At 40.9% G+C, this 15,063-nt stretch carries 15 protein-coding genes and 1 riboswitch; of the genes, 8 read left to right on the plus strand and 7 right to left on the minus strand.

The window, feature by feature from the left end; genetic code table 11:
* Positions 1-51: 51 nt before the first annotated feature.
* A riboswitch (SAM riboswitch) is annotated at positions 52-153 on the plus strand.
* A gap of 86 nt (positions 154-239) precedes the next feature.
* Complete coding sequence (locus MKY78_RS03245) at positions 240-998, plus strand: cyclase family protein (RefSeq protein WP_339216161.1); 759 nt, start codon at positions 240-242, stop codon at positions 996-998.
* Positions 999-1,069: 71 nt separating this feature from the next.
* Positions 1,070-2,173, plus strand: coding sequence for a 5-methyltetrahydropteroyltriglutamate--homocysteine S-methyltransferase (locus MKY78_RS03250; protein ID WP_339216163.1), 1,104 nt, complete (start codon positions 1,070-1,072; stop codon positions 2,171-2,173).
* Between the two features lie 19 nt (positions 2,174-2,192).
* On the opposite strand, the gene rbsK is transcribed toward MKY78_RS03250, so the two are convergent.
* Complete coding sequence (gene rbsK / locus MKY78_RS03255; protein ID WP_339216165.1) at positions 2,193-3,080, minus strand: ribokinase; 888 nt, start codon at positions 3,078-3,080, stop codon at positions 2,193-2,195.
* A 108-nt stretch (positions 3,081-3,188) separates the two neighbouring features.
* Between rbsK and MKY78_RS03260 the strand changes: the two genes are divergently transcribed.
* The 3 genes from MKY78_RS03260 to serA are packed head-to-tail and all read left to right on the plus strand — an operon-like array spanning position 3,189 to position 6,156.
* Positions 3,189-3,359: a hypothetical protein gene (locus MKY78_RS03260; protein ID WP_339216167.1), complete on the plus strand. Its 171-nt coding sequence runs from the start codon at positions 3,189-3,191 to the stop codon at positions 3,357-3,359.
* Positions 3,360-3,412: 53 nt separating this feature from the next.
* On the plus strand, positions 3,413-4,570 hold the full coding sequence (locus MKY78_RS03265; RefSeq protein ID WP_339216169.1) for an alanine--glyoxylate aminotransferase family protein: 1,158 nt from the start codon (positions 3,413-3,415) through the stop codon (positions 4,568-4,570).
* The gene (gene serA / locus MKY78_RS03270; RefSeq protein WP_339216171.1) at positions 4,567-6,156 is read left to right on the plus strand and encodes a phosphoglycerate dehydrogenase; all 1,590 of its coding nucleotides are present in this window, start codon (positions 4,567-4,569) and stop codon (positions 6,154-6,156) included. The genes MKY78_RS03265 and serA overlap by 4 nt, the downstream gene beginning before the upstream one ends.
* Before the next feature lie 156 nt (positions 6,157-6,312).
* Here serA and MKY78_RS03275 read toward each other — a convergent pair whose 3' ends face one another.
* The 4 genes from MKY78_RS03275 to MKY78_RS03290 all read right to left on the minus strand — a co-directional run bounded on the left by MKY78_RS03275 (position 6,313) and on the right by MKY78_RS03290 (position 10,887).
* Positions 6,313-7,122, minus strand: coding sequence for an HAD family hydrolase (locus MKY78_RS03275; protein ID WP_339216173.1), 810 nt, complete (start codon positions 7,120-7,122; stop codon positions 6,313-6,315).
* Between the two features lie 552 nt (positions 7,123-7,674).
* On the minus strand, positions 7,675-8,274 hold the full coding sequence (locus MKY78_RS03280) for a short chain dehydrogenase (protein WP_339216175.1): 600 nt from the start codon (positions 8,272-8,274) through the stop codon (positions 7,675-7,677).
* 65 nt (positions 8,275-8,339) lie between these two features.
* Positions 8,340-9,371 carry a S66 peptidase family protein gene (locus tag MKY78_RS03285; RefSeq protein WP_339216177.1) on the minus strand — a complete coding sequence of 344 codons (1,032 nt, stop codon included), beginning with the start codon at positions 9,369-9,371 and terminating at the stop codon, positions 8,340-8,342.
* A 97-nt stretch (positions 9,372-9,468) separates the two neighbouring features.
* Entirely contained in the window at positions 9,469-10,887 is a 1,419-nt protein-coding gene (locus tag MKY78_RS03290) for a DHA2 family efflux MFS transporter permease subunit (protein WP_339216179.1), read from the minus strand.
* Between the two features lie 208 nt (positions 10,888-11,095).
* Between MKY78_RS03290 and MKY78_RS03295 the strand changes: the two genes are divergently transcribed.
* Complete coding sequence (locus MKY78_RS03295; protein WP_339216180.1) at positions 11,096-11,863, plus strand: NRDE family protein; 768 nt, start codon at positions 11,096-11,098, stop codon at positions 11,861-11,863.
* A gap of 80 nt (positions 11,864-11,943) precedes the next feature.
* Positions 11,944-12,510 (plus strand): hypothetical protein, encoded by a 567-nt coding sequence (locus MKY78_RS03300; protein ID WP_339216182.1) that lies wholly within the window; start codon positions 11,944-11,946, stop codon positions 12,508-12,510.
* 39 nt (positions 12,511-12,549) lie between these two features.
* Here MKY78_RS03300 and MKY78_RS03305 read toward each other — a convergent pair whose 3' ends face one another.
* On the minus strand, positions 12,550-13,239 hold the full coding sequence (locus MKY78_RS03305; RefSeq protein WP_339216184.1) for a CBS domain-containing protein: 690 nt from the start codon (positions 13,237-13,239) through the stop codon (positions 12,550-12,552).
* Between the two features lie 41 nt (positions 13,240-13,280).
* Positions 13,281-13,610 carry a chaperone CsaA gene (gene csaA / locus MKY78_RS03310; RefSeq protein WP_339216186.1) on the minus strand — a complete coding sequence of 110 codons (330 nt, stop codon included), beginning with the start codon at positions 13,608-13,610 and terminating at the stop codon, positions 13,281-13,283.
* Between the two features lie 224 nt (positions 13,611-13,834).
* Between csaA and pdxK the strand changes: the two genes are divergently transcribed.
* Complete coding sequence (pdxK, locus tag MKY78_RS03315) at positions 13,835-14,650, plus strand: pyridoxine/pyridoxal/pyridoxamine kinase (protein WP_339216188.1); 816 nt, start codon at positions 13,835-13,837, stop codon at positions 14,648-14,650.
* The last annotated feature ends 413 nt before the right edge of the window (positions 14,651-15,063 follow it).

A 15,063-nucleotide genomic window follows, 5' to 3' on the forward strand; every position in this document is an offset into this window, starting at 1 on the left:
GACATACTCTTTGGAGCGATGTAGAGTGAATAGTAACAATTAAATGACCGATTCTTATCCAGAGAGGTGGAGGGACTGGCCCTTTGAAGCCTCGGCAGCGGACTCATTTTGAGTACTGTGCCAATTCCAGTAGCATTTGCTAGAAGATAAGAAGAGCACCTAACCTAAATTTGTTTAGCCTCTTCTTATTTATAAAGAAGAGGTTTTTTGATTGTTTACTAAATAAATGAGGTGAGGAAATGACAAACGAAATCCGGAACAACACGAATGACGTATTAAAAGCAATGGAACAATTAAAGGAAAAAGAGTGGGTGGACCTAACGCATGCCTTTGGTCCCGATTCACCACACTTTTCTGCATTTGAAGCAGCGGAATTTAAAACCTTATTTACCCATGATGATGGTTTCTTTGCGCAAAGCTTTACCTTCCCCGGGCAATATGGTACACACCTGGATGCACCAATCCATTTTGTACGGGATAGAAGATATCTAGCGGATTTAGACTTAAAAGAGCTTGTGTTACCTCTTGTAGTCATTGATAAATCAAAGGAAGCAGCTACGGATAACGACTTTACGCTATCTACAAGCGACATTCTAGCTTTTGAAGCAGAGCATGGTCTAATTGAGGCAGGAAGCTTTGTCGCGCTGAGAACCGATTGGAGTAAACATTGGCCTGATCGCGCTTTATTCGAAAATAAAGATGAAGATGGCAATGCCCATGCACCAGGTTGGGGACTAGATGCCCTGAAATTCCTATTTGAAGAACGTCAAATCAAAGCTATCGGCCATGAAACGTTTGATACAGATTCTGCGGTAGATTACCGAAAAAATGGAGCACTAGTAGGCGAATATTACGTGCTGAACCAGGATACTTACCAAATAGAGCTGCTTACTAATCTAGATAAGGTACCTGCTAAGGGCGCCGTTATCTTTAACATCGTTCCAAAAGCAAAAGGCGCATCCGGATTTCCCGTACGGTCTTTTGCGTTATTACCATAGAAAGTAACTTTGTTAAAAGAAAAAAACTAGAAGCAAATCCCACTATAATCAAAAAGAAAGAAGGAATTAATATGACTACCAAAACATTTCAAGCGCCATTTCGAGCTGACCATGTAGGGAGCTTACTACGCCCGGAAAATCTATTAAAAGCAAGAGAAGACTATAAGAATGGCAATATTACTAAGGAGGAACTGAGAGAAGTAGAAAACAAGGAACTACAGCGTATCGTGGATAAACAAATTGAAGTCGGGCTTGAGCTAGTGACCGATGGAGAATTTCGCCGCTCATGGTGGCATATTGATTTTCTTGAAAATCTAAATGGATTTGAAGGCTATGTGCCGGAAAGAGGAATTAAGTTTCAAGGCGTGGAAACAGAACCATATGATGTTCGCAATATCGGCAAGATCTCCTTTAATGAGGATCATCCATTCCTTGAAGACTTTAAATTATTTAATGAAATAGTAGCTGGACGTGCCGTTGCCAAGCAAACCATTCCTAGTCCTAACCAATTATTCCATCGTGGTATTCGAAACACGGCGGTTTATCCTACTGTCGAGGAATATGCGAAGGATGTTATCCAAGCCTACCGGGATGCGTTAAAGGCCTTTTACGATATCGGTGTCCGATATATACAATTAGACGATGTTTATATTACTGGTCTGAATGCAGATAGTCTAGTAGCATATGAGCCTGAACTCTCCCGTGAGGAATTAATTGAGCTATCCCTTCATGTCGTCAACAGTGTATTAGAGGATAAACCAGATGATTTATATGTTACCACCCATCTCTGTCGGGGAAACTATGAATCTAGATGGGCATTTGAAGGTAGCTATGCACAGATTGCACCAACATTATTTGCAAAAGAAAAGGTGAATGGATTTTTCCTAGAGTATGATGACGAGCGGTCTGGTGATTTCAAGCCATTAAATTACATCCCTAAAGGTGGCGCATGTGTTGTATTAGGTCTTGTTACTTCAAAGTTTGGTGAATTAGAAGATAAAGAAGAAATTAAGCGCCGTATTCAAGAAGCCAGTCACTATGTGCCGCTGGAGCAGCTTGCATTAAGTCCACAGTGTGGATTTTCTTCTACTCATCATGGAAATAAGTTAACGGAAGAACAGCAATGGGCGAAATTGAAGTTTATTGTGGATATTACGAAAGAGGTATGGGGATAAAATAGGGGGACTCTCCCCCCTATTTATTCTTCTGCATAAACTCCAATACTTGCTCACTTGTCGGCATACCAGCTTGTGCTCCTATTTTTGTAACGGATAATCCGGCAGCCGCATTGGCAAATTGGATAGCTGCTTCTCGGGTTGCTCCCCCGCCGATTAGAACGGCAAGTGCACCATTAAAGGTATCCCCTGCTCCAGTTGTATCCTGTACGGAAACCGAATAGGCTGGCACTAGTTTTTCTTTCTTATGATCAACATATAGCGTTCCCTCTGAACCTTTCGTGATGATGAGCTTGTCCTGAAGTCCTTCAGGTGAAATCTCGGAGAACATCTCCTTTGCTTCCCCTTCATTCGGTGTAATAAAAGTAGCCGCTTGATATACTTCTTCCGGCAGCTGTTGATAAGAAGCTGGATTGACAATAACCGGAACTTCGAATCGGTGTGCTAAGCTTGTAACATAAAAAATGGTTTCTATTGGAATTTCTAACTGTAGCAGTACCACATCACTATTCTTAATTTGTTCCTCATATTTCGCTACCATATCTTTGGTTACATGTGAATTTGCTCCTGGTGCCACGATAATCCGATTATCTTGCTCTGCTAATATAATTGTTGCTGTACCGGTAGCAATCCCTTCTTTTATCTCAACACCTGTTGTATCAATTCCTTCTCTCTGCAGATTCTCTCGTAAGCTTTTCCCAAAGGTGTCATCCCCCACCGCTCCAATTAATTGCACGGTAGCACCTAGTCTTGCAGCTGCGACTGCCTGATTGGCTCCCTTACCACCAGGGTAGGTGGCAAAGTTTTTCCCCATTACGGTTTCTCCCTTTTCTGGTACTCGATCAGTGGTAACCGTTAGATCCATATTAATGCTTCCCACTACTGTAACGATTGTTGATTTATTCATGGTAATCCCCCTTGATTTGTTGAAATAAATAAAAAACTATAAAATATTTTCTAGAACTTTGGTAAAATGTAAGAAAATGAATTAGATATTTTTTCAGGAGGCGCCTCTATGTGGTTTTGGATTATTTTGATTATCGTGCTATTAATTGTACTTGAAGAGGGCTTATATTTTCTTTCTAATCGCCTTGCCTTTACTAAACAACCGAAGGAACAATTAAATGATAACCCAGAAGAGAACGTAACAGCAAGAATCCGCCGACGTTTTAGAAGAAAGCATTAGGTTAATCCTGATGTTTTTTTAGCAAATAGGAAAGCATACGAAAGGAGTAGTTTATGTTAAACGATTATCAACTAATGCGCATCCCCGGTCCAACCCCAATCCCACCAAGTGTTCAACGAGCTATGACAAAACCGATGATCGGCCATCGTGACCAAGAGACAAAAGATTTACTGAAGCATATCAAGCCGAAATTAAGGAAGTTATTTGGTACTAAGGAAGACGTAGCTATCGTTGCTGGTTCTGGTACATCAGGTATGGAAGCTGCAGTCGTTAATACCGTAACTCCTGGTGATGAAGTCCTTGTCGTGGTTACTGGGGCTTTCGGTGACCGCTTTGTCAAAATTTGTGAAGCTTATAACCTGCACGTACATAGGTTGGATTACCCTTGGGGAGTGGCGCTTCACCCTGAAGAGATTCAAGACTATCTACTGCACCACCCGTTTATTAAAGCTGTTTTTGCCACTCACTGTGAAACGTCTACAGGTGTTTTAAATCCTATCCAAGAACTCGCTGCTTCTATAAAGGAAGTCACAGATGCCCTATTCATTGTAGACGGTGTATCTAGTATTGGCGGAGTGGAAATGAACATGGACGAATGGCAAATCGATGTATGTGTAACAGGCTCCCAAAAAGCATTGATGCTCCCACCAGGACTCGTATTCATAGCAGCCAGTAAGAATGCTTGGAACAAGATCGAACATAATCAGCACCCACGCTTTTATCTAGACCTTAGAAAATACCGAGATAACCAGCAACTTGACTCCACACCATTCACACCCGCGATTTCCTTATTATATGGTCTAGAACAATCACTTCAATTACTTGAATCAGAAGGTCTTGCTAATGTTTGGAAAAGACATCAGCTCATGAAACAGATGACTCGAGCTGCTTTTGAAGCGCACGGAATTCCATTGTTGACTAATGATACAGATGCTTCCCCAACCGTAACAGCAATTCAGCCATTTAACTTTCACCCAGATAACGTAAGACAATTGGTCAAAAAGGAGTTCGGACTTGTGCTAGCAGGTGGACAACAGCAGTTAAAAGGGAAGATTTTTCGCATTGGCCATATGGGCTACTGTACACCAGCAGATATTTTACAGACGATTAGCTGTATCGAATTAGGCTTGGCTAAGCTTGGTGTCCTATACAATGTCGGAATTGGAGTCAATGCCGCTCAACTTGCATACCTAAGAGGAGGAAGCCCATGAAGAAATATAATCTATTAATCTCTGATCCTTTAAGTGAAGATGGCATAAAACCACTCCAAGAGGCTTCCCATATCCATATGGTGCTGAATCCAAGCTGGAATACAGAACAATTGCTAGAAAACATCGGCGCATTTGATGCCCTTATCGTTCGAAGCCAAACCCAAGTAACAAGGGAGTTAATGGAGCGTGCTAGCAATCTCAAAATTATCGGTCGCGCAGGTGTCGGTGTGGATAATATTGCGATGGAAGCCGCCACCGAACATGGCATTATAGTTGTGAATGCACCAAATGGAAATACGAATTCGGCCGCTGAGCATACGATGGCTATGTTAATGGCACTAGCACGAAACATCCCCCAAGCCTACCTTGCTTTAAAACAGCAAAAGTGGGATCGTAAATCCTATATTGGCGTCGAGCTGAAAAATAAAACACTTGGCATTATTGGACTAGGGCGTATTGGAGCAGAAGTTGCTTACCGTGCAAGAGGACAACGAATGAATGTTATCGCATATGACCCTTTTCTAACGAAAGAAAAAGCAGAGAAAATGGGGATTGAGTATGGCAGCCTCGATGATGTCCTACGAATTGCGGATTTCATTACTGTCCATACCCCATTATTAAAGGAGACTAGGCATCTACTAAATAAGGAAGCCTTTCACAAAATGAAACCAGGCGTGCAAATTATTAATTGTGCCCGTGGTGGGATTATTGATGAGGACGCCTTATATGATGCAATAGTATCCAAAAAGGTAGCGGGTGCTGCCTTAGACGTACTGGAGGAAGAGCCCTTCCTGAACCATAAATTATTAGAGCTACATGAGGTTATTGCTACACCACATCTAGGAGCAAGTACAATCGAAGCACAAGAAAATGTCGCCATCGATGTTAGTCAAGATATCCTACGGTTCTTTAATGGCGACCCAGTCAGAAATCCTGTCAACATGCCATCCCTTGACAATGAGCTACTGCGAAAGGTGGAACCGTATTTTCCAATCTGTGAAAAGCTTGGAGAATTTCTTATTTATTTGACCGATGAGGTAGTCGAGGAAATAACCATTACCTATACCGGAGACCTGATAAAGCATGACCTATCCCCACTAAGCAGGAAAGTCGTAAAAGGTATGCTAAAGCGCCATCTTGGAACCCATGTTAATGAAGTTAACGCCCTTTATCTCGCGAAAAAAAGAGGCATTGAAATTCACGAAAATAAAACCTATACGAAAAAAGGATTTTCCAACTTGATTACAGTAAAGATGAAAACTAAAAACGGAACTCGTAGTGTCGCTGGAACTGTACTTAGTGGATTAGGTCCGCGTATTGTTAAAGTCGATCATTACCGTGTCGATATTACCCCTTTAGGGCATATCATTGTTATCCACCATACGGACCAGCCTGGTGTCATTGGAAAAATGGGTAGCCTATTAGCCAAGCATGAGGTCAATATCGCTACGATGCAGGTGGATCGGTCTAATATAGGTGGCGATGCGATCATGATGCTAACAGTGGATAAGCATGTCCATGATCAGGTGTTGCAAGAGCTCCTGCAGCTTCGGGAGATTCACCAAGTTAGGATAATCGATTTATAACGATATGTAAGCTTGGTTTAGACAAAATGATGTAAAAAGACAAAATAGTGTATAGATAACTGGGTGAGCCTCCTTTTTCCACTACATAGGCTCACCCATGTTTAATTTCTGCTAGATTCCGAGCAATATTTTAGATCTGGCAGCATGCTTGCCTCATCATACATCGGCACGAGCTTTTCCTTTGGATATGCTGTCCATAAGTGGAATAAGCTCTGTAAGATTCTTAATCTCATAGGTTGGTAGAATATCTGTCGCCTCCAGTCCGTTCCGGTTAATCCATACATTCCTCATTCCTACTCGATTTGCCCCTAGTATATCCGTGTTCAAATTATCCCCAACCATGATGGCATCATCACTTGTTATTCCAATACTTTCTAGTACATATGTAAAGATGGACGGATCTGGCTTGCCAATACCGAAGTCTCCTGAGATAAACACACGAGTAACGTATTGCTCTAATCGTGGTGATAACGCAAGCTTGGTTCGTTGTAGTGAAGGTGCACCGTTTGTTAGCATGTACAACGCATAGTGATTCTTTAACTTGTCCAAGACCGTATACGTATCCGCATAAACATAAGGTACATTCTTCCGGTGCTCTGGGAAGGCCTTTGCTAATTCCCGTGCAAATTCCTCATCCTTTATACCAATAGACTGTAAAGCCTTTGTCCACACGTGAAACTGGTATTCGGGTGCGATATTATGTAAAGTTTGAAACTCTTCAAAGGGATCATCAAATGTTCCCCAAAGCCCCTCAAACGGATTAATTCCTATTTTTTTCGCGAAGGCATATGTCTCATATGCCATGTAACGCTCCCGTGCAATGTCACGTACTTTCGCTTCCAATGCTTCCGAATCGATGTCGTATTTCTCGGCAGCTTGTTCACACGTTACCCGCATCGCTTCCTGAATACTTCTTCTGTCATCTAATAACGTATCGTCCAAATCGAAAATAATCGCTTTTACCACTGGCACACCTACTCCTTTTCTTTTAAGTTTAACACAATGGGAAGCACGAGGGATTATGGGATCTGTTACCTTTTTTCCTCATCCTTTGTTAATAAGGGCATTGAGGCGTAGCGTCGGTTACCTTCTTACGCTGTTTCTTTCAATTAAGGGAACTGATCCGCCTTCTCTGTTACCTTTTTAACTGTTTCTTCCGCATTTAGGGCACTGAGCGGATCCCTCTATTACCTTTTTTTGCTGCTTCTTACCCATTTAGGGCACTGAGCGGGTCCCTCTGTTACCTTTTTCACTGCTTCTTCCACATTTAGGGCACTGAGGGGGTCCCTCTGTTACCTTTTTGGCTGCTTCTTCCACATTTAGGTCACTGAGCGGCTCTCTCTGTTACCTTTTCCCCTCATTCTTTGGGCATTGAGGCGTGCATTACCTTCTTACACAACTTCCCTCTTTACAAAATTGGCTCTTCTTTAAACGAATGTAAATTTTTCATATACTAGCACGTAATGATCCGTCTACTAAAAAACGCCAAGACAGGCTTTCTTGTCTTGACGTTATCTTTTATTGATAAATCTCGTAATTTCGCCCGGTTTGTGCGCCTTCCACACTTTTCCGGTAAAAAGTTGCAACTTTACTAGCTGGTACTGGTGTAAAGCCTACAAAGTATTTCTCTAGTCTCGAAAATGATTCTTCTACAATGGTTGGACTGACACTGTTGATGCGAATTCCTCTTGGCATTTCAATCGCTGCTGCTTTTACGAAGGCTTTTACTCCGCCATTAGCCATGGCAGCGGATGCTCCCATGCGAATCGGGTCATCCATCATTACACCTGTAGTTAATGTGAAGCTACCACCATCATTTACATAATCTAAACCTAGTAGGACTAAATTAATTTGCCCTTTTAATTTACTTTCTAACCCGCGTTCATTCAGCTCAGGAGTTAGCTCCGATACAGAAGCGAAATTGGCGCCTCCAGCGGCATTCACGACTGCATCGACTTTTCCGATTTTTTCATACATAGCTTTAATACTGTCTGGCGATGTATTATCCACTGATACATCTAACCCATTTCGTCCAGCACGAATTAGATCATGATGTTCTAACGCCTTACAAATCTCACTCCCAATTGTTCCACTGGCACCAACTACTAAAATCCTCATCGGCATATCCCCTTTTTGGACTTTAAAAATCTCCATACTTATTACTATGATGGACAGTTTGTAAACTATTCCACTCCATTTTCAACGATGGAAAATCGAACACGCTCACAGTCTATTTCTGCCATTGCACCATATGGTAAAATAAACCTTGGTTCTGTGTGACCGAAGCTAAGGTTATATAGTACAGGTAAATCCTCTCGATTATACTCCTTCAAGACCGTCTGGATTACTTCCTGATATTCGGTATAGAATTTTTCATCCTTGGGCTTTGCTATGATCATACCATTTATACTAGCTAAAATTCCTTGCGCCCCATAATTTCGAAGCCAGTAACGTAACAGGTTCGGATGGGGTTTTTCTTCTGAGGTTTCTAAGAATAGAATACTATTGTCAAAATTGTCTAAGCCTGGCCAAATGCTCGTACCTTTCGCAAATTCCAATACTTCTACACATCCACCTATTAACCGGCCTTGAACGACTCCTTCTCCTTGTAAAACCTCATAGCCGGAATTCGGATGCATCTTCCGTTTCCTCTCGTTATGCCCTTCCTCCCAAGCAAGAAACTCACTCGTCCATTCCGGCGGAGGTAAAATCTCACCTATAGGCTCACTAGAAAATAATGTACGCTGCACCATTTCGATCGTATAAGAATGCATTTCTACATTTTCTGCAAAGTCTGTTAAAATAGCTGGTCCGTAGAATGAGGAAATTCCCGCTTTATAACAGAATAAATGGGTAATCGTTGAATCAGAATATCCCATGAAAATCTTCGGGTTCTGGCGAATTAGCTCAAAATCAATATAAGGTAATAACCGAATACTATCATCTCCACCAATATTCGAAATAATTCCTTTAATCTCTTTATGCTGAAATGCAGTCATCAAATCTTCTGCCCGTGCTTCTGGGTTTTCATAAATATATTGGCTTCCCTTTAAACTATTTGGCATCGGTACCACCTCAAGACCAAATATCTCCTCTAATCGTTTCACACCTTGCTCGTATCGCCAGGCTATAGCTTGGTCCCCGGCACCACCCCAGGATAAGCTCACGGTGGCGATTTTATCTCCTTTTTGTAGCTTTTTAGGTTTTATGACCATACTTCCACCTCCCTACTCTCTACTATTCGCCGTGAAGTAGCCATACTCCTTCTAAACAAACAAAAACCCCAGAGGATTCAATTCCCCTGGGGTAGAATTATTCACCTGCTTTAGCTCTTCCTGGGTGATGATACTTGATAAAGAAAGTTAGAACTAATCCTACTGCCGCTATAATTCCAGCTACAGAAAACGCCACATTAACCCCATGAATCACGCCATTGACCCCCTCTTCTGGGATGGCGCTACTTGTCATAATTGTAACAAGTAATGCGGTACCAATAGCACCTGCCATTTGACGAAGTGTATTATTCATTGCGGTACCATGTGGTAGCATTTCACTAGAAAGCTGGTTTAATCCTGCTGTTGTAACTGGCATCATCACCATCGCTATTCCAAGCATGCGAACCGCTTGAACGGATGCGATGTACGTGAAGGTTGTTTCTGAATTTAATACGGCTAGCATAAATGTGGTTACCGTAATGAGCAATAGACCGATTAAGGATAACCACTTTGCACCAAAACGGTCAAACAATCGTCCTGTAACAGGGTTCATTACCCCCATAATGAGGGCACCTGGTAAAATAGCCAATCCAGATTGCATAGGGGAGAATCCTAACATATCCTGCATTAATAATGGTAGAATAACGGCTCCACCGATCATGGCAAGAAATACGGTCATCCCAAGCACGGTTGTTAGAGTAAAGATTTTCTCTTTAAAAATCCGGAATTCTAAAATTGGCGTATCTAGCTTAAGCTGTCGTAAAATAAACCAAGTCAGGATAGCCGCGCCAAGAACGATTGATAACAATACTTCAGCACTATGCCAACCACTCGAACCGGCAGTACTGAATCCGTATAATAAACCACCAAACCCGAGTGTTGATAATACGATTGATAAGATGTCGACCTTAGGAAATGTTTGCTTCGTCACATTCACTAGTACAAAATACGCTAACACAATATCAATAATCACAATAGGAAGTACAACATAAAATAAACTTCGCCAAGGGTAATGCTCAATTAAATATCCAGATAAAGTTGGTCCAATTGCCGGAGCAAAGGAAATGATTAACCCGAACAAGCCCATCGCTGAACCTCTTTTTTCAATAGGAAAAATGAGAAACATGATGGTTTGCATGAGTGGCATCATAATACCTGCCCCTGCTGCTTGAAGCACCCTTCCGACCAGTAATGTGAGGAACTCCGGCGCAATCGTACAAATTAACGTACCTAAAGCAAAGGAACCCATTGCTAAAAGAAATAAGGTTCTCGTTGAAAACCGAGCAATTAAAAACGCCGTAATGGGAATCATAATTCCATTCACCAATAAAAAAATGGACTGTAACCACTGAACGGTATTATCATCGATATTTAAATCCTCTTTGATGACAGGCAATGCTGTAACTAACAAGGTCTGATTTAAAATAGCAACAAATGCCCCTGTTAATAAAACAATTAGTAGTGGACCCTTTCGTATATTCTCTACCGAATCCACTTCATGGTGATGATGAACCATTTGGCAGCCTTCTTTCTCACTAATCTCTTATTATTGATACCACAAGTTCGGATTTTTATGTCCACTTCTCTCGTTAGATTTATTTCCATATCCTTCTACATGTTCGTAGCCATCATTATAACAAATAATACTTCTGGTTACGAATTAATTTTATTCAGAGAAGATTCCAATTATAATAAAAGAAAAAAAGAGGGGACTTTATTTAACAATGTGTCTAATCCTTTTCCAATTACAAGAACACCCAACCTATAAGCTAGTTCTAGCAGCAAACCGGGATGAGTCCTATGAGCGTCCTACGTTACCCGCACATTTTTGGGAAGACCAACCAGATGTTTTAGCCGGTAGAGATTTAGTACAGATGGGAACATGGCTCGGCATTTCTCGGAATGGTCGAATTGCAGCCCTTACTAATTATCGTGACCCGGCACATATGAATCCGGGAAAAACATCACGAGGTCATATCGTATCCAATTATTTAACAGGCGATGAATCCTCCCATGACTATATCCACCAACTACGTCATAAAAAGGAGGCTTTTGTTGGCTTTAATGTGCTTGTCGGAGATGGGGATCATCTAGCGTATTATAACAATATTGAAGATCAAATCACGTCACTTTCACCTGGTGTACATGGTTTAAGCAATCGTTTTCTCAATACACCTTGGCCGAAAGTAGAAAATGGCAAGAAGCGATTACATCATTATTTGCAACAAACAGAAATCGTGCAGACAAATGACTTATTTCAGATTCTTGCTGATGCCGAAGAAGCAGAGGAATCATTGCTTCCAGATACCGGTATTGGGCTGGAATTAGAGAAGAAGCTATCACCTATGTTTATTAACATGCCAGGATATGGTACGCGTTGTTCGACTGTGCTTACAATTGATTACGATAATCGGGTTTCCTTTTCAGAAAGAACATTTGAAGCGGGAGAATTTATAGATGAGGTTCATGTTCAATTTCAACTAAATAGCTAGAGAATTTCATTTTCTCGTTACCTTACACTCATTTCCGGAATAAGATACATTAAAGGCTTTATAATGGGTAGGTATAGCCAATGAATGACAACAATCAGGAATTATTTGGTACATGGATACAGGCGATAGGCACATTAATTGATGCAAGTAGTAGTACTCCCTACTATGAATTAAATGAAAAGTCCCAATCCGATCTCATTATCATTGGAAATGTCATGCAAGCAACCGGAAATGGCTTGATTATTGATACGGGAGAAGAATTTAGTATAGAACAGATTGGTGGAGTGATTGAATCCCTAGGGAACATAATCGTTGTTGCGGCAATTTTATTCGAATTAGATGATAAAGCAGAGATAGAATTGTCGATTAAGGGTCATCTACTTCAAGCTTTAGGAAGCCTTTTATCACCTTTTTATCTAACAGGGGATGACAAGGCATTCGATAAGGATGAAGTGCTTGTCAATTTAGGTGCTATTCTCCAAGCAATCGGTAGTATCATGCAAGCCTGGGCCGGATTTCAAACCCTTCATGCTAAAGAAGGTGAAAAGATTGATTCACTTGGCGGTTGGATACAAGCTAGTGGAGCAGTTCTTCAGGCTTTAGTCGTTAGTAAAAATCAATTTGAATTGGATAGCGAGAGAAAGTAATGCAAAAGCCCAGGACTTCACCCCGGGCTTTTACTATTCCTACTGCACTCCCATCATATCCCATGCCGTTATAATGCCAATTAATTTCTCACTTCTCTCCCCATTCTCTGTAATGAGCAGGGCATCCACTCGATTTCCTTTTTCCATATTATCCTTAAATAACTCAATGGCTTCATATATAGTCGCATGCTTTGCAATAAACTCATGATTGTTATCCTTCTGATAAGGCATAATTTGTTCGATTGCCACTTCTGTAATCGGTGTCTCATTATTTTCCGCTAACCATTTCGTTATCCCATTTTCTGTGACTAAGCCTATAAAATTCGCCCCATCGTAGATTGGAAATTTCGAATATCCCTTCTCCTTAACTGCCTGTAATAAACTGGATAAGGAATCTTCTTTATCAAACGTATGTACCTCTTTTTTAAACTGAGGAATGACAAGCTTTGGCTTCGTAATCTCCGCTTCTATCCTCTCGATTTGTTCCACTATGGAATCATGTGGCTCTGCTATTACCTGAACCGCGTCCACTCGATTATGAACAATCGCATTTCTTAGCTCCGCAAACTCTAATAAATCATCTTTATATCGCCTGATAACGGCATTATACTTTGTCAACATGCGGACAGCCTTGGAAAACCCAATCCCTTTATGACTATCTAGCTCACTATCTAATGCCTTATCTATTCTATTAAATGAGGTAATAAATCGATCTGAGTTTCTTGGCATAATACAATCTCCTTTATATCAAAGAAAATAAGCAATGCGGTTTAGGATATTTTCGTTCCATTTGCAACAGTTTCATCAGGAGCAAGTAGAATAACATCATCCTCGGTAGGGACGCCACCAAGCACTAATACTTCTGATTTAAATCCCGCAATCCTTCTCGGGGGAAAATTAACTACCGCAACAACTTGGCGCCCGACAAGCTTTTCAGGACTGTAGCGCTTGGTAATTTGTGCGGAGGATTGTTTCATTCCTAGTTCACCAAAATCAATTTCAAGCTTAATCGCTGGTTTCCTTGCTTCTGGGAAGTCCTCTGCCTTTAAAATAGTTCCTACTCGTAAATCAAGCTTCATAAAATCTTCTATTGTAGCCATATTCAAACCCCCATAAACTAATAATCCCCCATGTCATTACACGTGTACATGGAGGCTTTTTCTCGAGTTGCAGTATCATCTATTATGACTATTTTACAAGAGCTTATACTTTTGTCAAAGTAATTTATACTATTTAAGGGAATCGTAAGCATGTATTCTTTATTTTACGTTAAAAATATTATATCCTAGTAGTTGTGTAGGTTTAATTTCAAGGGGGATTTATTATGACATTAAATAAAGCATTAACCCTAGCAGGTTCTGATACAAGTGGTGGAGCAGGAATTCAAGCAGATCTTAAAACATTCCAAGAACATGGTGTGTATGGAATGAATGCTTTAACATCGATCGTAACGATGGAACCGAATGGATGGAATCATAATGTAACCACAATTGATGTAGATGTGGTGGAAAAACAATTAGAAACCGTACTATCAGTCGGAATCGATGCCATGAAGTCAGGCATGCTCGGTACGGTTGATATTATAGAGCTTGGTGCGAAGAAAATTAATGAGCACCAAATTGATAAATATGTACTGGACCCAGTTATGGTATGTAAAGGTGAGGATGAGCTTCTTCTTCCGGAAAATACCGATGCAATGCGTGAAGTATTACTTCCAGTATCTTTAGTGACAACACCTAACCTATTTGAAGCTTGGCAGTTAGCACAAACTTCTGGTCCGATTAAAACAATTGATGATATGAAGGAAGCTGCGACTAAGATTTATGAGCTTGGTGCGAAGAATGTTGTCATTAAAGGTGGACGTGCAATTCAACACGAAAATGCAGTGGATCTATTCTTTGATGGAAAAGATTTCACACTACTTGAAAGTGAAAAAATTGATACGACGTATAACCATGGTGCTGGTTGTACATTTGCAGCTGCGATTACAGCTAATTTAGCAAATGGTCAATCGGTAAAAGATGCGGTTACAAATGCGAAGAAATTTGTTTCTGCTGCAATTAAACATGGCTGGAGATTAAATGAGTATGTTGGCCCTGTAATGCATGGTGCGTATCATAAGTTTGAGGCGAATAATTAATAAGCCATATTTTATTTGGCTAAAAATGAAAGAGATTGGGACAAAAGAAATTATCTTAAAGTAAAAACCGAATGATGAGCAAAGACCACGCTCCGGAAATATACTTCGCTTTCACTTCCAGTACAGGGGTGACATCTGCTCGATAAAACCATCGCAGTGTCTACCTTGTACTTTATCACAGCATAAGTGCGACATCTGCTCGAAAAAACCTCGCAGTGTCTACTTTACCGTCGGGCGGCTGGTGAGCCTCCTCGTGCTACTTCTTTAGGGGTCTCAACCGTGCCCTTTCCTCCCGCAGGAGTCTACGTATATTTCCGGAGCTAGTATGGTGTATCATTCGGTTTTACATTTAATTCTTTTCGTTATGTCCCAATCTCTTATTTTTTCACTTCACTAATCCCTCGATGATTACC

Source organism: Ornithinibacillus sp. FSL M8-0202, from assembly GCF_037975285.1.
Classification (GTDB): Bacteria; Bacillota; Bacilli; order Bacillales; family Amphibacillaceae; genus Ornithinibacillus; species Ornithinibacillus massiliensis.